The organism is Xylophilus sp. PBN-3R (genome assembly GCF_057747805.1).
On record NZ_CM173225.1, the window covers coordinates 2,817,716 to 2,837,236 of the forward strand.

General features: G+C 63.3%; 22 protein-coding genes. 11 read left to right on the plus strand and 11 right to left on the minus strand.

Annotation, left to right across the window (positions count from 1 at the left end):
- Positions 1-66: 66 nt before the first annotated feature.
- The 5 genes from leuA to AC3ANW_RS13395 all read right to left on the minus strand — a co-directional run bounded on the left by leuA (position 67) and on the right by AC3ANW_RS13395 (position 6,509).
- Positions 67-1,764 (minus strand): 2-isopropylmalate synthase, encoded by a 1,698-nt coding sequence (gene leuA / locus AC3ANW_RS13375; protein ID WP_488341338.1) that lies wholly within the window; start codon positions 1,762-1,764, stop codon positions 67-69.
- A gap of 201 nt (positions 1,765-1,965) precedes the next feature.
- Entirely contained in the window at positions 1,966-2,814 is an 849-nt protein-coding gene (gene pssA / locus AC3ANW_RS13380; RefSeq protein ID WP_488341339.1) for a CDP-diacylglycerol--serine O-phosphatidyltransferase, read from the minus strand.
- A gap of 143 nt (positions 2,815-2,957) precedes the next feature.
- The gene (ilvC, locus tag AC3ANW_RS13385) at positions 2,958-3,974 is read right to left on the minus strand and encodes a ketol-acid reductoisomerase (protein ID WP_488341340.1); all 1,017 of its coding nucleotides are present in this window, start codon (positions 3,972-3,974) and stop codon (positions 2,958-2,960) included.
- 144 nt (positions 3,975-4,118) lie between these two features.
- Positions 4,119-4,610, minus strand: coding sequence for an acetolactate synthase small subunit (gene ilvN, locus AC3ANW_RS13390; protein WP_488341341.1), 492 nt, complete (start codon positions 4,608-4,610; stop codon positions 4,119-4,121).
- Between the two features lie 117 nt (positions 4,611-4,727).
- The gene (locus AC3ANW_RS13395; protein ID WP_488341342.1) at positions 4,728-6,509 is read right to left on the minus strand and encodes an acetolactate synthase 3 catalytic subunit; all 1,782 of its coding nucleotides are present in this window, start codon (positions 6,507-6,509) and stop codon (positions 4,728-4,730) included.
- Between the two features lie 267 nt (positions 6,510-6,776).
- Here AC3ANW_RS13395 and AC3ANW_RS13400 point away from each other — a divergent pair, with 267 nt between their 5' ends.
- From AC3ANW_RS13400 to AC3ANW_RS13425, 6 genes are read left to right on the plus strand one after another with little or no spacing between them, the layout of a single operon-like run.
- Positions 6,777-7,343 (plus strand): RNA polymerase sigma factor, encoded by a 567-nt coding sequence (locus AC3ANW_RS13400; protein WP_488341343.1) that lies wholly within the window; start codon positions 6,777-6,779, stop codon positions 7,341-7,343.
- Positions 7,340-7,792, plus strand: coding sequence for a DUF3619 family protein (locus AC3ANW_RS13405; RefSeq protein ID WP_488341344.1), 453 nt, complete (start codon positions 7,340-7,342; stop codon positions 7,790-7,792). Before AC3ANW_RS13400 ends, AC3ANW_RS13405 begins: the two co-directional genes overlap by 4 nt.
- 30 nt (positions 7,793-7,822) lie before the next feature.
- A complete protein-coding gene (locus AC3ANW_RS13410; RefSeq protein ID WP_488341345.1) occupies positions 7,823-8,488 on the plus strand; it encodes a DUF3106 domain-containing protein in 666 nt (221 codons plus the stop codon).
- Between the two features lie 50 nt (positions 8,489-8,538).
- Positions 8,539-9,096 (plus strand): RDD family protein, encoded by a 558-nt coding sequence (locus tag AC3ANW_RS13415; protein WP_488341346.1) that lies wholly within the window; start codon positions 8,539-8,541, stop codon positions 9,094-9,096.
- Between the two features lie 6 nt (positions 9,097-9,102).
- Entirely contained in the window at positions 9,103-9,525 is a 423-nt protein-coding gene (locus AC3ANW_RS13420) for a diacylglycerol kinase (protein WP_488341347.1), read from the plus strand.
- A 10-nt stretch (positions 9,526-9,535) separates the two neighbouring features.
- Entirely contained in the window at positions 9,536-10,141 is a 606-nt protein-coding gene (locus tag AC3ANW_RS13425) for an LOG family protein (protein ID WP_488341348.1), read from the plus strand.
- Positions 10,142-10,150: 9 nt separating this feature from the next.
- On the opposite strand, the gene AC3ANW_RS13430 is transcribed toward AC3ANW_RS13425, so the two are convergent.
- The gene (locus AC3ANW_RS13430) at positions 10,151-10,489 is read right to left on the minus strand and encodes a P-II family nitrogen regulator (RefSeq protein WP_488341349.1); all 339 of its coding nucleotides are present in this window, start codon (positions 10,487-10,489) and stop codon (positions 10,151-10,153) included.
- 61 nt (positions 10,490-10,550) lie between these two features.
- Here AC3ANW_RS13430 and AC3ANW_RS13435 point away from each other — a divergent pair, with 61 nt between their 5' ends.
- Complete coding sequence (locus tag AC3ANW_RS13435) at positions 10,551-11,729, plus strand: GNAT family N-acetyltransferase (protein WP_488341350.1); 1,179 nt, start codon at positions 10,551-10,553, stop codon at positions 11,727-11,729.
- Positions 11,730-11,778: 49 nt separating this feature from the next.
- Here the strand turns inward: AC3ANW_RS13435 and ppa are convergent, their stop codons facing one another.
- The 3 genes from ppa to AC3ANW_RS13450 form a co-directional block, all read right to left on the minus strand.
- Complete coding sequence (gene ppa / locus AC3ANW_RS13440; RefSeq protein ID WP_488341351.1) at positions 11,779-12,309, minus strand: inorganic diphosphatase; 531 nt, start codon at positions 12,307-12,309, stop codon at positions 11,779-11,781.
- 85 nt (positions 12,310-12,394) lie between these two features.
- The gene (locus AC3ANW_RS13445; RefSeq protein ID WP_488345424.1) at positions 12,395-13,231 is read right to left on the minus strand and encodes a ZIP family metal transporter; all 837 of its coding nucleotides are present in this window, start codon (positions 13,229-13,231) and stop codon (positions 12,395-12,397) included.
- A gap of 58 nt (positions 13,232-13,289) precedes the next feature.
- Positions 13,290-13,913 (minus strand): superoxide dismutase, encoded by a 624-nt coding sequence (locus tag AC3ANW_RS13450; RefSeq protein ID WP_488341352.1) that lies wholly within the window; start codon positions 13,911-13,913, stop codon positions 13,290-13,292.
- A gap of 140 nt (positions 13,914-14,053) precedes the next feature.
- Here AC3ANW_RS13450 and moaA point away from each other — a divergent pair, with 140 nt between their 5' ends.
- Together moaA and mobA are read left to right on the plus strand one after the other, a co-directional pair.
- Positions 14,054-15,190: a GTP 3',8-cyclase MoaA gene (gene moaA, locus AC3ANW_RS13455; RefSeq protein WP_488341353.1), complete on the plus strand. Its 1,137-nt coding sequence runs from the start codon at positions 14,054-14,056 to the stop codon at positions 15,188-15,190.
- The gene (gene mobA, locus AC3ANW_RS13460; RefSeq protein ID WP_488341354.1) at positions 15,187-15,786 is read left to right on the plus strand and encodes a molybdenum cofactor guanylyltransferase MobA; all 600 of its coding nucleotides are present in this window, start codon (positions 15,187-15,189) and stop codon (positions 15,784-15,786) included. Before moaA ends, mobA begins: the two co-directional genes overlap by 4 nt.
- A 9-nt stretch (positions 15,787-15,795) precedes the next feature.
- On the opposite strand, the gene rnhA is transcribed toward mobA, so the two are convergent.
- Both rnhA and AC3ANW_RS13470 read right to left on the minus strand, forming a co-directional pair.
- Entirely contained in the window at positions 15,796-16,245 is a 450-nt protein-coding gene (gene rnhA, locus AC3ANW_RS13465) for a ribonuclease HI (RefSeq protein ID WP_488341355.1), read from the minus strand.
- A gap of 13 nt (positions 16,246-16,258) precedes the next feature.
- Positions 16,259-17,110, minus strand: a complete 852-nt coding sequence (locus AC3ANW_RS13470) for a class I SAM-dependent methyltransferase (protein ID WP_488341356.1) — start codon at positions 17,108-17,110, stop codon at positions 16,259-16,261.
- On the opposite strand from AC3ANW_RS13470, the gene gloB reads away from it, so the two are divergent.
- The gene (gene gloB, locus AC3ANW_RS13475; protein ID WP_488341357.1) at positions 17,109-17,891 is read left to right on the plus strand and encodes a hydroxyacylglutathione hydrolase; all 783 of its coding nucleotides are present in this window, start codon (positions 17,109-17,111) and stop codon (positions 17,889-17,891) included. The genes AC3ANW_RS13470 and gloB overlap by 2 nt on opposite strands.
- Complete coding sequence (locus AC3ANW_RS13480; RefSeq protein WP_488341358.1) at positions 17,888-19,441, plus strand: transglycosylase SLT domain-containing protein; 1,554 nt, start codon at positions 17,888-17,890, stop codon at positions 19,439-19,441. Before gloB ends, AC3ANW_RS13480 begins: the two co-directional genes overlap by 4 nt.
- Positions 19,442-19,521 lie beyond the last annotated feature (80 nt).

Here is a 19,521-nt window from a genome sequence, read left to right on the forward strand (position 1 = left end):
CATCGCCCCCTTTTTTCCGAACCGAGCGCTGTCAACCGAACGACAGCCGTCGACTTTTCAGATTTTTCAGGCTGGCGCAGTCTCGACCGGTGTCGGCGACTGCATCTGCCGAGCACGCACGACACCCGACAGGATCGCCTTGAGCGATGCAGACACGATGTTGGCGTCGATACCGGCGCCGAAGATGCCACGGCTTCCATCCACCTGCACCTCGACGTAAGCCACCGAACGAGCATCGGCGCCCGCGCCGATCGCATGCTGGTGATAGTCGATCACCCGCACGCTCGCACCGGTGATGGCCTGCAGGCCAGCCACGAAAGCGTCGATGGGGCCGCTGCCCTGCCCACTCAGCTGGCGGGTTTCACCGTCCCATTCGATGGTCGCGTCGAGGCTGACGACATTGCCGGTGGAACCGGTATCTTCGACCACACGGTGGATCGGCGCCTGCACTTCGTCGATGCGGTATTCGCGCTCGAACAATTCGAAGATGTCCTTGGCGGAGAACTCCTTGCCGCTCGCATCCATGTTCTGCTGCACGACCTGGCTGAACTCGATCTGCAGACGGCGCGGCAATTCGAGCCCGTATTCGCTTTCGAGCAGGTAGGAGATGCCGCCCTTGCCCGACTGGCTGTTCACGCGGATCACCGCCTCGTAGCTTCGGCCGAGGTCTTTCGGGTCGATCGGCAAATAAGGCATGTCCCAGATTTCGTCGTCATTGCGCGCTGAGAATGCCTTCTTGATCGCATCCTGGTGCGAACCGGAGAAGGACGTATAGACCAATTCGCCGACATAAGGATGCCGGGGATGAACCGGCAACTGGTTGCAGTGCTCGACGGTGAGGCGGATCTCATCAATATTCGAGAAGTCCAGCTGCGGCGAAACCCCTTGCGTGTACAAATTGAGCGCGACGTTGACCAGATCGAGGTTGCCGGTGCGCTCGCCGTTGCCGAACAGGCAGCCTTCCAGGCGATCGGCGCCAGCCATCAGGGCCAGTTCCGCCGTGGCGGTACCGGTGCCGCGATCATTGTGCGGATGGACCGAGATGACGATGGAATCACGGCGCTCCACGTTGCGGATGGTCCACTCGACCATGTCTGCAAAGATGTTGGGCGTGGAGCATTCGACCGTGGTGGGCAGGTTGATGATGCACTTGTGTTGCGGCGACGGATTCCATTCGGCCACCACCGCGTCGATGACACGCTTGGAAAAAGCCAGTTCGGTGTTGGAATACATCTCCGGCGAATACTGGAAGGTCCACTGCGTGGCCGGCTGTTCGGCGGCAAGTTCCTTGAACAAGCGCGCGTTGGTCACGGCCAGGTCGATGATCTGGTCTTCGCTCATGTTCAGCACCACACGGCGCATGACCGGTGCAGTGGCGTTGTAGAGGTGAACGATGGCGCGCGGCGCGCCCTGCAGGGCTTCGAAAGTGCGGCGGATAAGCGGCTCGCGTGCCTGCGTCAGCACCTGGATGGTGACGTCGTCCGGAATTCGGTTCTCTTCGATCAGCATGCGCAGGAAGTCGAATTCAATCTGCGAGGCGGAAGGAAAACCGACTTCGATTTCCTTGAAGCCGATGGCCACCAGGGTTTCGAACATCCGCATCTTGCGGGCCACATCCATCGGTTCGATCAGCGCCTGGTTGCCGTCCCGCAGGTCGACGCTGCACCAGACCGGCGGCCTGGACACGATCTGGTCGGGCCAGGTGCGATCCTTCAGACCGACTGCGGGAAAGGAACGATATTTCGATGCGGGTTGCTGCAACATGGCGATCTCTTTTGGATGATTTGGATTACCCAGCAACTCCCAGAATACAAAACGGCCCGTTGCTGGAGCATACGGGCCGTGGAGTGGGGTGAAAGCGCGCGCGCGTTACCGTCTCTGCCCGTGAGGCAGAGCTAGTAGGGAAAACGAAAGTGCGTTCATGCTGCGCAATTTATCACAGGGTTGCGGAAGCTGGCAACGCTTTTAACGGTGCCAGCCGCGCTCGTCCGGCTCGTCGGTCGACGTGCTGATGACACTGGTCTGCTGGCCGCGGAAGCGGCGCAGCGCATAGACCACATAACCGCTCAGCCCGTACAACACGAAGGTTCCGAACAGCACAGCCGGCGGATGGATGTTGATGACGGCGATGACCAGCACCACCAGCACCACGGCCGCGAACGGGACGCTGCGTTTCATGCGCAGGTCCTTGAAGCTGTAGAACGGCACGTTGGTGACCATCGTCAGGCCAGCATAGAGGGTGAAGGCAAAAGCCGACCAGACGATGAAGCCCCAGCTGACCCATTCGTTGCCTTCGCCGCGCACGCTGTTCTCGTTCAGCAGCCAGATGAAACCGGTCACCAGTGCAGCGGCAGCCGGAGACGGAAGACCCTGGAAATAGCGTTTGTCGACGACGGCCGTGTTGACGTTGAAGCGTGCCAGTCGCAGTGCAGCACAGGCGCAGTAGACGAAGGCGGCGATCCAGCCCCAGCGGCCGATGTCCCGCAAGGCCCACTCGTACGCGATGAGCGCAGGCGCCGCACCGAACGACACCATGTCGGATAAAGAATCCATCTGTTCGCCGAACGCGCTCTGCGTATTGGTCATGCGGGCGACACGGCCGTCCAGGCTGTCGAGCACCATCGCGACGAAAACCCCTGCGGCAGCCATGTCGAAACGGCCGTCCATCGCCATCACGATGGCATAGAAACCGCCAAACAGGGCTGCGACCGTGAACAGGTTGGGCAATATGTAGATGCCCTTGCGGCGCTTGCGTACGACGACGCCGTCCGGGGTTTCGTTCGTCCCCTGAGGGCCTTGCGGAAGTTGTGCCATTTTTTTCCTCCGGGCGCGCGTGATGTCCGGCGGCCCTGTCATATTTCTCGAACCGGCAGTGTAGCCACCGGCCTGTTTCGTCACAGAAAAAAACAGGGGCCACCGCCTGCGCGATGGCCCCTGTCATGACCCGGGAAGGCGTCTTAGTTGCGGGTCTGGTCGACCAGCTTGTTCTTGGCGATCCAGGGCATCATGGCGCGCAGCTTGGCGCCGACTTGCTCGATCTGGTGCTCGGCGCCCAGCCGACGACGGCTGATCAGGGTCGGTTGGCCGGCCACGGCCTCGAGCACAAAGCTCTTGGCGTATTCACCGGTCTGGATGTCCTTCAGGCACTGCTTCATGGCCTTCTTGGTCTCTTCCGTCACGATGCGCGGGCCGGTGACGTATTCACCATATTCGGCGTTGTTCGAGATCGAGTAGTTCATGTTGGCGATCCCGCCTTCATAGATCAGGTCAACGATCAGCTTCAGTTCGTGCAGGCATTCGAAGTACGCCATTTCGGGTGCGTATCCGGCTTCCACCAGGGTTTCGAAACCAGCCTTGATCAGCTCGACGGTGCCGCCGCACAGAACCGCCTGTTCGCCGAACAGGTCGGTTTCGGTTTCTTCGCGGAAGTTGGTCTCGATGATGCCGGCCTTGCCGCCACCGTTGGCTGCAGCGTAAGACAGGGCCAGGTCGCGGGCCTTGCCCGACTTGTCCTGGTGGACCGCCACCAGATGGGGCACGCCGCCGCCTTGGGCATAGGTGCCGCGCACGGTGTGGCCGGGAGCCTTGGGGGCGACCATCCAGACGTCCAGGTCGGCACGGGCCTGCACGAAACCGTAGTGCACGTTGAAGCCGTGGGCGAACACCAGCGAAGCGCCCTGCTTGATGTTGGGTTCGACGTCGTTCTTGTAGACGTTGGCGATCTGTTCGTCGGGCAGCAGGATCATGACGACGTCGGCGGCCTTGACGGCTTCTGCGACTTCGGCGACCTGCAGGCCGGCCTTGCCGACCTTGTCCCACGAAGCACCGCCCTTGCGCAAGCCAACCACGACCTTCACGCCGCTGTCGTTCAGGTTCTGCGCATGTGCGTGACCTTGCGAACCGTAGCCGATGATGGCGACGGTCTTGCCCTTGATCAGGCTGATGTCCGCGTCTTTGTCGTAGAAAACTTTCATGCTGGTAGCTCCGTTTGGATTGGGTTCTGGTTGGCGAAAACGCCCATCGACAGGCTCGGGGCGAATGCGAAAAAGCAAGATCGCCGGACACAATCCGCCCATGCCGAGCCTGTCGAAGCCCGGGCGGAAATAAGAAACAGGGGACTAGACGCGCAACACCCGTTCGCCGCGGCCGATGCCGCTGGCGCCAGTACGGACGGTTTCCATGATGGCGCTGCGTTCGACCGCATGCAGGAAGGCGTCGTTCTTGGACTGGTCGCCGGTGAGTTCGATGGTGTAGCTTTTGTCGGTGACGTCGATGATCCGCCCGCGGAAGATGTCGGCCAGGCGCTTCATCTCCTCGCGCTCCTTGCCCACCGCCCGCACCTTGACCATCATCAGTTCACGCTCGGTATAGGCGCCCTCGGTCAGGTCGACCACCTTCACCACTTCGATCAGGCGGTTCAGGTGTTTGGTGATCTGCTCGATCACGTCCTCCGAACCCGCGGTCTGGATGGTCATGCGCGAAAGGCTGGGATCCTCGGTCGGCGCCACCGTCAGCGACTCGATGTTGTAGCCCCGGGCCGAGAAAAGGCCCACCACGCGGGAAAGTGCACCAGGCTCGTTTTCGAGCAGCACGGCAATGATGTGTTTCATGTGCGATTCCTCTTTTCGCCGCCCTCCCCTGCGCACGGTAATGCGCAGGCTCGGCGAGCAATAGATTCTTCAGTTGGGTGAAAAGCAGGGGCAGCGAAAACGGCCCCCCTCGAAGGCTTAAAGGTCTTCGCTGCCGAGCAGCATCTCGGTGATGCCCTTGCCTGCCTGCACCATCGGAAATACGTTCTCAGTGGGGTCGGTACGGAAGTCCATGAACACCGTACGGTCCTTCAGTCGACGCGCTTCACGCAGCGCGGGCTCCACGTCACGTGGATGCTCGATCAGCAGACCGACGTGGCCATAGGCCTCGGCAAGCTTCACGAAGTTGGGCAGCGCGTCCATGTAGCTGTGGCTATAGCGGCCGGAATATTCGATCTCCTGCCACTGCCTCACCATGCCCAGGTAACGATTGTTCAGCGCACAGATCTTGATCGGCGTGTTGTATTGCAGGCAGGTGGAAAGCTCCTGGATGCACATCTGCACCGAACCTTCACCTGTGATGCAGAACACCTCCGAATCGGGCTTGGCCATCTTGACGCCCATGGCGTAGGGAATGCCCACGCCCATGGTTCCCAGACCGCCGGAGTTGATCCAGCGGTTGGGTTTGTCGAAGCGGTAATACTGCGCCGCCCACATCTGGTGCTGACCTACATCGGAAGTGATGTAGGTGTCGACGTCCTTGGTCATTTCCCAGAGCGTCTCGACCACGTACTGGGGCTTGATGACGTCGCCGTCACCCAGGCTATAGGCCATGCAGTCGCGGCCACGCCATTCCTCGATGGTCTTCCACCAGGCCTGCAGGGACTGACCGTCGGGTTTGATCGGCGACTCCTTGATCATGGTGATCAATTCGGTCAGCACGTCTTTCACGTCGCCGACGATGGGCACGTCGACCTTCACCCGCTTCGAGATGGAAGAAGGGTCGATGTCGATGTGGATGATCTTGCGTTCGTTCTGAGCGAAGTGCTTGACGTTGCCGATGACCCGGTCATCGAAACGCGCGCCGACCGCCAGCAGCACGTCGCAATGCTGCATGGCGTTGTTGGCTTCCCAGGTGCCGTGCATGCCTAGCATGCCGAGGAACTTGGGATCGGACGCAGGATAGGCGCCCAGGCCCATCAGCGTGTTGGTGACGGGGTAACCCAGCAGGTCGACCAGCGTCCGCAATTCTTGCGACGCATTGCTCAGCAACACGCCGCCGCCGGTGTAGATATAGGGGCGCTTGGCGGTCAGCAGCAACTGAAGCGCCTTGCGGATCTGTCCGCCATGACCCTTCTTGACCGGGTTGTACGACCGCATTTCCACGGTTTGCGGATAGCCGGTGTACAGGGTCTTCTTGAAGGAGACGTCCTTGGGGATATCGACCACCACCGGGCCGGGCCTGCCGGTGCGGGCGATGTGGAACGCCTTCTTCATCGTCATCGCGATATCGCGCGGATCCTTGACGAGGAAGTTGTGCTTCACGATCGGGCGGGTGATGCCGACCGTGTCGCATTCCTGGAAGGCGTCCTGACCGATGGCAGCAGTCGGCACCTGGCCGCTGATGATCACCATCGGGATCGAGTCCATATACGCGGTGGCGATGCCGGTGACCGCATTGGTCAGCCCAGGGCCGGAGGTGACCAGCGCCACGCCGACGTTGCCGGTGGCACGGGCATAACCGTCGGCCGCGTGTACCGCCGCCTGCTCGTGGCGCACCAGCACATGCTGAATGGAATCTTGTTTGTAGAGGGCGTCGTAGATGTACAACACCGCGCCGCCCGGATACCCCCAGACGAATTCAGTGCCTTCGGCGGCCAGCGCCTTCATCAGCACTTCGGAGCCCATGAGCTCGATGGATTCGGGGGATTGCGCTGCGGCGGCAGCTGCCGAAATGATTTCGGCCTTGGAGATTTCCATGATGAACCTTTGAGATTTTCTCTGACGAAAAACCTTGGGTGCTCCTTCGCAAGACCCTTGTGAGGCTGCGTCGGAACTTTGGGCTAGCGGCCATGGGCGCGATGTAACGTGCCGAACCGAAACCCGTTTGCTGTTTGAGTTGCAACGCGCATTATTGCATCGGTCGATGAAGATGCAGCTCCGCCGCGCATAAATATTTCCCTGATGGAATAATAGGCGCGCGCCGAACCTCATGCCGCCTTACCGGCGCAAACAAGTTTCCCCACTTTGGCTTCCGAAAAAGAACTCGCTGATTTCTTGCAGAGCGTCGAAACCCGGGCCTTCAAACGCTCGGTCTACCACGTGCGCGACCAGGAGGCCGCGCTCGACATCGTGCAGGACAGCATGCTGCGCCTGGCCGAACACTACGGCGACCGGCCAGCCGATGAACTGCCCATGCTGTTCCAGCGCATCCTGTCGAATTGCACGCTCGACTGGTTCCGCCGCCAGAAGACCCGCAACGCCCTGTTCTCCAACATGAGCGACTTCGACAGCGGCGGCGAAGACGACGGTTTCGACCTGCTCGAAGCGCTGGTCGTCAACGACGGAAGCCAACGCACGGAAAGTGCCGAAGACAGCACGAGCCGCGGCGAAATCCTCCACCAGATCGAAATACAGATACAAGAGCTGCCAACGCGTCAACGCGAGGCTTTCCTGATGCGTTACTGGGAGGAAATGGACGTTGCAGAGACAGCTGCCGCCATGGGCTGCTCCGAAGGCAGCGTCAAGACGCATTGCTCCCGCGCTGTGCGAGCGCTGGCCGCCGCGCTGAAAGCCAAGGGAATACAACTATGAACCGCTCTATCGACATTACCCAGGACCAGCTGCAAGACGAATTTGGCGAACGTGTGGCCGCACGCCTTGAAGCCGGCTCACGCACGCTGCCACACGACATCGGCGCGCGCCTCAAGGCCATTCGCCTGCACGCCATGAGCCGCCGCAAGGTGGCCAATGTTCGTGCACACACGGCAGCGGCCGTGTTCGGCCAGACGTCGGGTACCGCAACGCTCAGCATGGGTGGCGGCCGAGGTCCAGGGTTCTGGGGTCGCATGGCATCGGCACTTCCCTTGCTCGCCCTGGTTGCCGGCCTGGTCACCATCCACGTGGTCCAGACGGACAACCGGCTTCGTGAACTGGCTGAAGTGGATTCGGACCTGCTGACTGACGACCTTCCGCCTTCCGCCTATACCGACCCCGGTTTTATCGAATTCCTGAAGAACGGTCTTCAGTCCCAGGACCGCTGAGCCGAAGCGCCCTTGATATCGCCAGGTCACATGTTCCAACTTGCCAAGGCCGCCAGCGGCCACCTCCAAAGCCGCATATGGCAAGCCCTGCTGCTGTCGGCGATGGCGGGGCTTGTCACGGGCGTCTGCGCGCAGGCTCGCATGTCGGCAAAGGGGCCGGCCACTTCGGCTCCATCCAGCGCCTCCTCGCCCTCGATGGCACCCGCCACACGCCCGGCCTGGGGCGAGTTGACGGCAGGTCAGCGGCAGGCACTGGCTCCGCTCCATCCACACTGGGACACCCTGACCGAAAACCACAAACGCAAGTGGATCGCCATCTCGCGAAATTTCGACAACTGGTCAGCCGAAGAGCAATCCAAGATGCACGGTCGCATGAGCGCATGGGCCGGACTGAGCACTGTCGAGCGTGACCAGGCCCGGCTGAACTACGCCGAAGCCCGCAAGGTGAATGTCGATGAAAAGAAGGCCCGCTGGGAGGCCTACCAGGCACTGAGCGACGAGCAGCGCGGAAAGCTGGCGTCATCGACCGCGCCCAAGCGCCCCGGCGTCGCCGCACCTGCCAAGCTGAACCGTGGCCCGGAAATGATCAAGCTGGTGCCGGCTGGCGGCGATCCCCGCAGTTCGCCGCGGGTGGGCGTACCGGCTTCGGCCGTCGATCACAATACGCTTCTTCCGCAGCATTTCCAGGCGCCCTGAGCCCTTGGTTTCGGACATGCTGCTCCGCCCTTCGCAGAGCTCGCAGACCGATGACTCCAGACTTCCAGCCTTCAGCACCTGTGGCGCACCCAGCGGCCGCAACGTCCATCGTCGACATGCAGGCGCCCGCGCTCGGACGCAGGATGGCCTGCTGGCTCTATGAAGGCGTGCTCCTGTTCGGAGTGGTGTTTATTTCGGGCTACCTGTTCAGCAGCCTCAGTCAGACCCGCAATGCGCTGGACAATCGCCATCCGCTGATGGCTTTCCTGTTCGTCGTACTGGGTATCTATTTCGTCTGGTTCTGGACCAGGGGCCAGACGCTAGCCATGAAGACCTGGCATATCCGACTGGTCGACCGCAATGGAGACGCAGTCAGCCAAGCCCGCTGCCTGCTGCGTTACCTGCTGGCCTGGCTGTGGTTCCTGCCGCCCCTGGCGGCATCCATGCTCCTGTCTGCGTCCGGCAGGGAAACGGCCGTTCTGCTCATCGGCTGGGTGATTTTCTGGGGGCTCGCGAGCCGACTGCATTTGCAAAAGCAGTTCCTGCACGACGCGCTCGCCGGCACCAGGCTGGTTACCTGGCGCCCTTCCGTTCCTCGCCGAAAATAATTGCCGATGCAAGACAGCTCATCAAAGAATCATGGCGCGACATCCTTGCGCGAAGCCACCAACGCACAGAAATCCCGCCGAGGCTTGGATCGCCTCTGGCACGCCTTCAGATACTCGGTGGACGGCCTTCGGGCCGGCTGGAGCGAGGCCGCATTCCGCGCCGAAGTACTGGCTGCCATCGTCATGCTGCCCGCCGCTTTCTGGCTGGGCGACAACTGGATGGAAATCGGCACGCTTGCCGGCTCGGTGCTGCTGGTGATGATCGTCGAGCTGCTCAATACCGGCATCGAGGCCGCCATAGACCGCATCGGTCCCGACTGGCATGCCATGTCCAAACAGGCCAAGGACATGGGCAGCGCAGCGGTGCTGCTTTCGCTAATCCTGTGTGGCGGCCTGTGGGCCGGCGCACTGTTCCATCGTTTCAGCTGACTCTTTTGCGATGAACCCGTCGACCCAACCGAAGTTTTCCTTGTGTGTCTATTGCGGATCCCGCGAAGGCAACGACCCGAGTTTTGCCGAGGCTGCGCGCTCCGTCGGGCGATGGATCGGCGCGGCCGGCGGCCAGCTGGTATACGGCGGCGGCCACGCGGGCCTGATGGGTCAGGTGGCCGATGCCACGCAGGGGGCCGGCGGCCGGGTGATCGGGGTGATCCCGCAAAGCCTGGTCGACCGGGAAGCAGCGAACCACCGCTGCGACGAGCTGCATATCGTCTCGAACATGCACGAACGCAAGGCCATGATGGCCGAACGTTCGGACGGCTTCCTGGCCCTGCCCGGCGGCATCGGCACTTTCGAGGAACTGTTCGAAGTCTGGACCTGGCACCAGCTGGGTTATCACGCCAAACCGCTGGGCCTGCTTAATGTGGCCGGTTATTACGACGGTCTGCTGGCCTTCATGAAGCAGTCGGTGGCGACCGGCTTCATGTGGGAAGGAACCGAGCAATTGCTTCAGGTGGACACCGATGTGACGGCTCTGCTGACAGCCATGGTCGCAGGCATGCGGCACAGCCACGGCAACGCCGTGCCGCTGCGCGACGTCATCTGAACCTGAGGGTCAGACGGCCGAGTCGTCTTCCTCGCCGGTGCGGATCCGCACCGCCTTTTCGACCGAGGTGACAAAGATCTTGCCGTCGCCGATCTTGCCGGTCCGTGCTGCGATGACGATGGCCTCGACACAACGCGCCGTATCGCCGTCGGCCACGACGACCTCGATCTTCATCTTGGGCAGAAAATCCACTTCGTACTCCGCACCGCGGTAAAGCTCGGTATGCCCCTTCTGTCGGCCAAAACCCTTGACCTCGGTTACGGTCAGACCGCTGACGCCGCAAGCGGCCAGGGATTCGCGCACTTCTTCCAGCTTGAACGGCTTGATGACGGCGGTGATGAGTTTCATGGTCAATTCCTGATATGGAGTCTTCGGGATTTGCGGCAATTTTGACCAAGGGTAACGCAGCGTGAAGAAAAAGCAGGCCGACATCACCATCAGGGTTCATACAGATCCTGCATCCATCGACCCGGCGCGATGGGACGCCTTGCTGGCGCAACAGGCGCAACCGAGTCCGTTCATGCGCCATGCCTATCTGCTCGCCATGCACAGCAGCGGCAGCGCTACCACCCGCACCGGCTGGGCACCGGCCTTCATCACGCTGATGGACGGAGACACGTTGGAAGGCGCCTGCGCGCTGTACCTAAAGTCCCACTCCTACGGCGAATATGTGTTCGATTGGGCCTGGGCCAACGCCTATGCGGAACACGGACTGGAGTACTACCCCAAGGCCATCGTGGCCGCGCCTTTCACGCCGGTGCCCGGCGCCCGCCTCCTGGCGCGTGACCACGAAACGCGGGTGCGGCTGGTAAAGGCCGTGGTCGCATGGTGCGAAGCGCAGGGCCTGTCGTCGCTGCATCTGCTGTTCGCGGCAGAACATGACATCGATGCCTGCCGCGAAGCCGGCTTGATGCTGCGCCACACCGTGCAGTTCCACTGGCGCAACCGGGCGCCCGAGCCATACGCCGATTTCGATGGTTTCCTGGTCGGACTGGCACAGGAAAAACGCAAGAAGATCCGGCAGGAGCGCCGCAAGGTGGCCGACGCCGGCGTGGCTTTCCGCCACATTCAGGGCAGCGAAATCACCGATACAGACTGGGACTTTTTCTATCGGTGCTACGAACGCACCTATCTTGAACATGGCAACGCGCCTTACCTTACCCGTGAGTTCTTCCGGCGCATGCAGTCCGACATGCCGGAAAACTGGTTGCTGTTCATCGCCGAGCGTGCTGGTGCGCCGATCGCGTGCAGCCTGATCGCGGTTCAGCAGACGGCCGACGAAAAAGTGGCTTACGGTCGCTATTGGGGCGCGCTGGAAAGGGTCGACTGCCTGCACTTCGAGGCTTGTTATTACCAGCCGCTGGAGTGGTGTATCGCCCGCGGCATCTCGCGGTTCGAAGGCGGTGCGCAGGGCGAACACAAGATGGCGCGGGCCCTGATGCCGGTATCGACCACCAGTGCGCACTGGCTGGCCAGGCCGGATTTCTCGGAGGCGGTCGAACGTTTCCTGGAACGCGAGGGCGCAGGCATCGCAAACTACATGGAACACCTGGAAGAACGCTCGCCTTTTCGCCACGACACACGATGAAAAAAGGAGCCGCGAGGCTCCTTCCTGTTTCAGGCGCCCGGTGAAGCGGTCAGGCCTTTTTGTAATTGGCGATGCCTTCCAGGATTTCCCGGTGGGCCGCATCCTTGCCTTCCCAACCCAGGACCTTCACCCATTTACCGGCTTCGAGGTCCTTGTAGTGCTCGAAGAAGTGGCTGATCTGCTTCAGCAGGATCGGGTGCAGGTCTTCCGGCTTCTGGTACTGCTCGTACAGCGGCAGGATCTTGGTCGTCGGCACGGCCAGCACCTTGCCGTCCACGCCGGCTTCGTCTTCCATCTTCAGGATGCCGATGGCACGGCAAGGCACCACGACGCCAGGCGGCAGCGGGAACGGGGTCATCACCAGCACGTCGACCGGATCGCCGTCACCCGACAGGGTCTGCGGCACATATCCGTAGTTGGTCGGGTAGTGCATGGCGGTCGACAGGAAACGGTCGACGAACACGCAGCCGGAGTCCTTGTCGACCTCGTACTTGACCGGGTCGGCGTTCGCCGAGATCTCGATGACGACGTTGAAAACGTCGGGGGGATTCTTGCCAGGGGAAACTTTGTCGAAGGCCATGGATCGGTCAGCAGGATGTTGTTGTTTCAGGGCCGCGCAAGGCGCGGAACAGGCGCCGGCATTGTAGCCAGCACCCCGTGGCGAATCAGCCCAGCGCGGTGTCCAGCAGCATCATCAAGACAAAACCGATCATCAGGCCACCGGTCGCCCAGGCTTCGTGCCCCTTTCGGTGCGACTCGGGGATGATCTCGTGGCTGATGACAAACAGCATGGCGCCACCGGCAAAACCCAGGCCCCAGGGCAGCAGTCCGCGCGAATATTCGATCACCGCGGCACCTGCCAACGCGCCTACCGGCTCGATCAGCCCCGACGCCATTCCGACGCCGACGGCCAGGCCCCGTTTGTATCCCGCAGCCAGCAGCGCCACCGCCACCACCAGGCCTTCCGGCAGATCCTGAATCGCGATGCCCGTGGCGAGCGCGCTGGCACGCAGCGGATCGGTGCCTGCGAAACCCACCCCGATGGCCAGGCCTTCGGGCAGGTTGTGCAGGGCGATCGCAAAGACGAAAAGCCAGGATCGACGCAAGGTATGCGCGGTCTGGCCTTCGACTCCCTTGATGAAATGCTCGTGCGGCACCAACCGCTCGGTGACCAACAAGGCAAGACCTCCCAGGAGAATCGAGACGCCGACTATCCCGCCGGCACTCCACGGACCCATCCCGGACTCCTTCGCCACCGCGATGCCCGGGATGATCAGCGAAAACGCGCTGGCCGCCAGCATCACGCCGGCACCGAAGCCGAACAGGGTGTCCTGCGTCCGTTCGGAAAGCCGCTGCGAGAACAGCACCGGCACCGTACCCAACGCGGTCGCCAGCGCCGCAACCATGCCGCCCACGAATGCGTTGCGCACCACTTCGTGGGTGGTGACCAGTTGCCAGCCCTGCGCACAGACGGCGACGCCACCGACCAACAGGATGAACATGCCCAGCCAGCCGCGAGGCGACCGCGCCGCACGGGCGCGATCCAGGCTCGTCAGGCGATCAGCCTCGGGCGGCGGCATACCGGCGCGCCACTTCGGGCCAGTTCACCACGTTGTAGAACGCCGCGATGTAGTCAGGCCGGCGATTCTGGTACTTGAGGTAATACGCGTGTTCCCAGACGTCCAGTCCCAGGATCGGGGTGTTGCCGGAACCGATGCCGGTCATCAGCGGGCTGTCCTGGTTGGCGCTGCTTTCGACCACGAGCTTTCCTGACCTGTCGACCGCCAGCCATGCCCAGCCGCTGCCGAAACGTGTCAGAGCCGCCTTGGTGAACGCCTCCTTGAATTTCTCGATGCCGCCGAGGTCGGATTCGATGGCCTTGGCCAGATCGCCTTCCGGGGCAGTCGGACCGCCCGGCGCCATCACTGTCCAGAAAAGGCTGTGGTTGTAGTGGCCGCCGCCGTTGTTGCGTACCGGCGCACGCAGCGCTTCGGGCAGTTGCTCCACGCCGGACACCAGTTCCTCGATCGACTTTCCTTCGTGAGGCGTGTCTTTCAGCGCCGCGTTCAGGTTGTTGACATAAGTCTGGTGGTGCTTGGTGTAATGGATTTCCATCGTCTGCGCGTCGATATTCGGTTCGAGCGCGGTATAGGCATAAGGCAGCGGGGGCAGGCTGAAGGCCATCGATAATTCCTTTGAATGAGTTTCACTTTCATTTATACACGGCTATGACCGTGAGATGAAAAGACAGTCTCTATCGCATCGTTAGAGTGTGTGTAACGGCCCATCACCAAATGGATCTGCGGCCGGGCGACAATCGGGGCATGCCCAACGCCGCCACCCGGACCATACCCCTGCTGGACCTGCGTCGTCTGACGCCGGCGCTGCCGGTCGGCAGGCCGGATGGCCAGTTGATCGACCGGCTTGGTCGTCCACTGCGGGACCTCCGCATCAGCGTGACCGACCGCTGCAATTTCCGCTGCAGCTATTGCATGCCCAAGGAAGTCTTCGGCAAGGACTACCCCTACCTGCCGCAATCGGCTTTGCTGAACTTCGAGGAAATTGCCAGGCTGGCGGCCGTGTTCGTCGCGCAAGGCGTCAGAAAACTCCGGCTGACCGGAGGCGAGCCGCTGCTGCGGCGCAATCTCGAATCGCTGGTCGAACAGCTGGCCCGCCTGCGCACGGTCGATGGCACCCCTCCCGACCTCACCCTGACCACCAACGCCTCTCTGCTTGCCCGCAAGGCGCAATCATTGAAGGACGCGGGCCTGAACCGCGTCACCGTCAGCCTCGACGGCCTGGACGACGCGGTATTCCGGGCCATGAACGATGTCGATTTTCCGGTCTCCGACGTCCTTCACGGCATCGACGCCGCCCTGCGGGCAGGACTGGGTCCGGTCAAGGTCAACATGGTGGTGAAGCGCGGGACCAACGACGATCAGATCCTGCCGATGGCCCGGCATTTCCGCGGTACCGGCGTGGCCCTGCGGTTCATCGAATACATGGATGTCGGCGCCACCAACGGCTGGCGCATGCACGAAGTCCTGCCGTCGTCCGATGTGCTGGCCCTGTTGCGCGCAGAGTTGCCACTGGTGCCGCTGGCTGCTTCGGCACCTGGTGAAACCGCCGTCCGCTGGGCCTATGCCGATGCCAACGGACGGCCCGACGCGAGCCTCGGCGAGGTCGGTTTCATCAGCAGCGTGACACAGGCCTTCTGCGGCGACTGCAATCGCGCCCGACTGTCTACCGACGGCCGGCTCTACCTCTGCCTGTTCGGCCGCAACGGCCACGACCTGCGCTCCTTGCTGCGGGCCGGCGGCACCGACGACGAACTGGCCGCCGCCGTCGCCGGCATCTGGCAGGGCCGGGAGGACCGCTATTCGGAACTGCGCGCCAGCCTGCCCGCGGAATCGGCCGGCAGCAGCGGCAAACGGGTCGAGATGAGCTACATCGGCGGATGACGCCGGCCGACATCACCGGTCTGGTGCTGGCCGGCGGCCGGGGCAGCCGGATGTCCGGTGCCGACAAGGGACTGGTCGAATGGCAGGGCGTACCGCTGGCGCGGCATGCCCTGCGGCGCCTGCAGCCCCAGGTGGGCGCCATCGCCATCAATGCGAACCGAAACACCGCGATCTATATGGACTGGCAGGTGCCCGTCTGGCCCGATGCCGACGATCGTTTTCACGGTCCGCTCGCTGGCCTGCTCGCCGGCCTGACCCATTGCACGACCGACTGGCTGGTCACCGTGCCCTGCGACAGCCCGCTGTTTCCGGCCGACCTCGTGGCGCGGTTGATGTACGGCGCCGAAGAAACCGGCAAACCCATCGCCATGGCTGCGACCGCCCGCCGCGACGGCTTCGACCCGCAGCCCGTTTTCATGCTGGTACGGCGTTCGCTGCGGGATCCGCTGGAGCAGGCGCTGGCGCATGACGAACGCCGGGTCCGGCGCTGGGCTGAACGCTGCGGCTGTGCCATGGTGGTGTTCGACGACACCTCGGCCTTTGCCAACGCCAACACACACGAAGACCTGGAAGCGCTGCCGGCGCGTCAGGGCTGATGCAAGGATTCAAAGCCGGCCAAGGGCCATGTCGACGCCGCGGTTGGCCAGGGCATCCGCCCGCTCGTTGCCAGGGTCGCCGTTGTGGCCGCGCACCCATTTCCATTCGATGGTATGGCCGCAGGTGGCCACCAGCTGATCGAGCTGCTGCCACAGTTCCACGTTCTTCACGGGTTCCTTGCTGGCGGTGCGCCAGCCGCGTGCCTTCCAGCCCTTCACCCATTCGGTGATGCCCTTCAGCACGTACTGGCTGTCGATATAGAGCGTCACCCTGCACGGCTTCTTGAGGGCCGACAGGCCCTGGATCACCGCCATCATTTCCATGCGGTTGTTGGTGGTGAGTTTTTCGCCGCCGAACAGTTCCTTCTGCAGGTCGCCTGACTTCATCAGCACGCCCCAGCCGCCCGGGCCGGGATTGCCCTTGCAGGCGCCGTCGGTATAAATATCTACTTGGTTCACGAAAAGCTCTTCGTCACGTGTCGGGAGAAGACGCGGGCCGCGGCGCCGGGACCGGCGACGGCACACGCCGGGCCGCATTGTCGCGCCCTGCCACCGGCACGGCGGCGGGTTCCTTGCGCGACGAGCGGGCTTTCCAGGCCGGCGCCAGCAGCCGCATGCCGGCGACCCGTTTGGTGGCGACGACAAAATAGGCCGCACCGAAGATCGGCCACCAGCGCTCGCCGGCGACGTCGAGCCAGCCGGTGCGGTCCAGCCAGGCCTGGCTGCGAACCGCGGGGCGGAAACAGCCGAAGCGGCCCGATTCCACCTCGAAGGACAGAAGCCGCAACCAGTCGCGCAGCCGCCAGTAGCCGATGCTGTCGAAGTCGTCCGGAATGAATGCATCACCCAGGCCGAAACCGCCCAGCCGCAGGGTCCGCAGAAGCCGGGCCCGTCGTTGTTTCATGCCCCAGAGACTGTTCGGATTGAAACCGCTGATGACCAGCTTGCCTTCCGGCACCAGCACCCTTTCGGCTTCGCGCAACGCGGCATGCGGGTCGGCGGAGAGGTCGAGGGTGTGCGGCATCAGCACGAGATCCAGGCTGCCCGACGCGAAAGGCAAGGCCGAGAAATCGGTGACCAGCGCGTGGCGCGGCGTGATCTGGCGTGCCTCCGTCAGCGCGAGGTCGTAGCTGCCGGCAGCCAGCCAGCGGCGCCTTACCCGGCTCGACCCCAGCCCGTCCAGAGCCGACAAACCCAGCTGGACGCCGTGATAGCCGAAAATGTCGTCTACCGCCGCGTCGAACCGCGCCCGCTCCCAGTCCAGCAGATACCGGCCCGCCGGTGTGGCGAACCAGGAGTCCAAATCTATAATTTCGCTGCTCATGGTCTTGCTACCGCTGCCCGCTTTTTCCGACAACTACATCTGGATGCTGCGTGACGCGCAGCGGGCCGTGGTGGTCGACCCCGGCGAAGCAGCGCCGGTTTTTGCGGCGCTGCAGGCCGACGGCCTTCAACTTGAGGCAATTCTAGTCACCCACCACCACGCGGACCACACCGGTGGCGTCGCCGAATTACGGGCTGCCACCGGATGCCGTGTCATCGGTCCGGCCGCCGAGGCGGTGCCCGAGCCAGCCGAACGGGTTTCCGGCCGCGACACGGTCACCGCGCTGGGCATCAGCTTCCGAGTGATCGACGTACCCGGCCACACCGCAGGTCATATCGCCTTCTTCTGTCCGGACGCAGGTGGAACCCCGCTGCTGTTCAGCGGCGACACCCTGTTTTCGGGAGGCTGCGGCCGCCTCTTCGAGGGCACGCCCGCGCAGATGCTGCACTCGCTGGACACCCTGGCCGCACTGCCCGGCAACACCCGTCTCTGCTGTGGCCACGAATACACGATGGCGAACCTGAAGTTCGCCCAGGCCGTGGAGCCTCACAATACCGCCCTGGCCGACTACACCGCACGCTGCCAGGCGCTGCGTTCCGAAGGCCGGCCCACCCTGCCGTCCGAACTGCGGACCGAACGGGCGGTCAACCCATTCCTGCGCAGCCGGACCCGCAACGTGATCGACGCGGTTCGACGCCTCGCCCCTACCGACCCCGTCAGCGAACGCGACGAGGTCGGCGTTTTTGCCGCCCTGCGGCAATGGAAGAACGAATACCGATGAACAAGCTGTTCCCGGCCCTCTGGCTCACCCTCGGCGCATTGCTACTCTCAGGCTGTGCGGCACCGGGCGATCCGTCCGCCGCATCCAAGGCCGCCGCCAGCGCGGGGGCCACCGCCTCGGCACCGACTGCCCGCGCCCCGGTCTACCCTACCGGCGCACTCCGCCCCATCGCCGAAGCCAACCTGCGCAGCCGCACCGTGGCCCCGCTGGCCCCGCCGGCCGATCTGTGGGAACGCATCCGCCGCGGTTTCGCCATGCCCGACCTGGACAACGACCTGGTGCACGATCGCGAGCAGTGGTACGCCACCCGGCCGGACTACATCCAGCGCATGACGGAGCGCTCCAGCAAGTACCTGTTCCACATCGTCGAAGAACTCGAGCGGCGCGGCATGCCGACCGAACTCGCCCTGCTGCCCTACATCGAGAGTGCCTTCAACCCGCAGGCAGTGTCCAGCGCCAAGGCCGCCGGCATGTGGCAGTTCATGCCGGCAACCGGCAACGACTACCAGCTCAAGCAGAACATGTTCCGCGACGACCGCCGCGACGTGCTCGCTTCGACCCGCGCCGCGCTGGACTACCTGCAGCGCCTCTATGGCATGTTCGGTGACTGGCAACTGGCCCTGGCCGCCTACAACTGGGGAGAAGGCAGCGTCGGCCGAGCCATCGCCAAGAACCAGAAGGCAGGCCTTCCGGTGGGCTACGAAGACATCACCATGCCCAACGAAACGCGTATGTACGTGCCCAAGCTGCAGGCGGTGAAAAACATCGTGGCGCATCCGGAAATGTTCAACGCCGAACTGCCGCTGATCGAAAACCACCCCTACTTCCAGCAGGTCGAAATCACCCGCGACATCGACGTCGCCCTGGCCGCCCGGCTGGCCGACGTCAAGCTGGAGGACTTCAAGGCGCTCAACCCGTCGATGCGCCATCCGGTCATCCTGGCCGCCGGCACCACCGGCATCCTGCTGCCCTGGGACAACGCCGCCGTGTTCCGCCGCAATCTCGACGCCTATGCCGACGGCCAGTACGCCAGCTGGACCGCGTGGACCGTGCCCAGCACCCTGTCCGTCAGCGCCGCCGCGGCCAGGACCGGCATGTCCGAACAGGACCTGCGGACCGTCAACGGCATTCCGCCGCGCATGCTGATCAAGGCCGGCTCCACCCTGGTGGTGCCACGCACCGCCAAGATGCAGGACGACGTGGATGCCGACGTGGCCGAATCGGGCCGGCTTGCGCTGGCACCTGAAGTGGTCACCCGGCGCACCGTCGTCAAGGCCGGCAGGCGCGACAACGTCGATGCGGTGGCCAAGCGTTATCGGGTCACTTCCAGCGACGTCGCCAACTGGAACTCGGTCAGCCCGTCCACTACTTTCAAGTCGGGCCAGCAACTGGTGGTGTATCTGCCGGTGCAAGCCCATGCAGCGCCTTCGGGTTCGCCATCGGCGCGCGGTGCATCGCGTCCGGCGGCCCAGGGCCGCGGCGTGTCCAAACCGGGTCGTGCAGCTCCCCAGAAAGCCTCCGCGGCGCCGGCCCGAGCACGTAAACGCTGATCCCGTTCGACCCATCCAGATGTTGCAAAGTGCGACATCTGTACATAGCCATGCGCGTAGTATGGCCTTGCTTCCTGCAA

Coding starts and splice junctions, on each gene's coding strand:
- AC3ANW_RS13480 (WP_488341358.1), top strand. CDS start 17,888: ATGAACAAGCTGTTCCCGGCCCTCTGGCTCACCCTCGGCGCATTGCTA.
- moaA (WP_488341353.1), top strand. CDS start 14,054: ATGCCCAACGCCGCCACCCGGACCATACCCCTGCTGGACCTGCGTCGT.
- AC3ANW_RS13395 (WP_488341342.1), bottom strand. CDS start 6,509: ATGGAAATCTCCAAGGCCGAAATCATTTCGGCAGCTGCCGCCGCAGCG.
- mobA (WP_488341354.1), top strand. CDS start 15,187: ATGACGCCGGCCGACATCACCGGTCTGGTGCTGGCCGGCGGCCGGGGC.
- pssA (WP_488341339.1), bottom strand. CDS start 2,814: ATGGCACAACTTCCGCAAGGCCCTCAGGGGACGAACGAAACCCCGGAC.
- ppa (WP_488341351.1), bottom strand. CDS start 12,309: ATGGCCTTCGACAAAGTTTCCCCTGGCAAGAATCCCCCCGACGTTTTC.
- leuA (WP_488341338.1), bottom strand. CDS start 1,764: ATGTTGCAGCAACCCGCATCGAAATATCGTTCCTTTCCCGCAGTCGGT.
- AC3ANW_RS13415 (WP_488341346.1), top strand. CDS start 8,539: ATGACTCCAGACTTCCAGCCTTCAGCACCTGTGGCGCACCCAGCGGCC.
- ilvN (WP_488341341.1), bottom strand. CDS start 4,610: ATGAAACACATCATTGCCGTGCTGCTCGAAAACGAGCCTGGTGCACTT.
- AC3ANW_RS13425 (WP_488341348.1), top strand. CDS start 9,536: ATGAACCCGTCGACCCAACCGAAGTTTTCCTTGTGTGTCTATTGCGGA.
- AC3ANW_RS13445 (WP_488345424.1), bottom strand. CDS start 13,231: ATGTTCATCCTGTTGGTCGGTGGCGTCGCCGTCTGTGCGCAGGGCTGG.
- AC3ANW_RS13420 (WP_488341347.1), top strand. CDS start 9,103: ATGCAAGACAGCTCATCAAAGAATCATGGCGCGACATCCTTGCGCGAA.
- AC3ANW_RS13450 (WP_488341352.1), bottom strand. CDS start 13,913: ATGGCCTTCAGCCTGCCCCCGCTGCCTTATGCCTATACCGCGCTCGAA.
- gloB (WP_488341357.1), top strand. CDS start 17,109: ATGGTCTTGCTACCGCTGCCCGCTTTTTCCGACAACTACATCTGGATG.
- ilvC (WP_488341340.1), bottom strand. CDS start 3,974: ATGAAAGTTTTCTACGACAAAGACGCGGACATCAGCCTGATCAAGGGC.
- AC3ANW_RS13410 (WP_488341345.1), top strand. CDS start 7,823: ATGTTCCAACTTGCCAAGGCCGCCAGCGGCCACCTCCAAAGCCGCATA.
- AC3ANW_RS13430 (WP_488341349.1), bottom strand. CDS start 10,489: ATGAAACTCATCACCGCCGTCATCAAGCCGTTCAAGCTGGAAGAAGTG.
- AC3ANW_RS13405 (WP_488341344.1), top strand. CDS start 7,340: ATGAACCGCTCTATCGACATTACCCAGGACCAGCTGCAAGACGAATTT.
- AC3ANW_RS13470 (WP_488341356.1), bottom strand. CDS start 17,110: ATGAGCAGCGAAATTATAGATTTGGACTCCTGGTTCGCCACACCGGCG.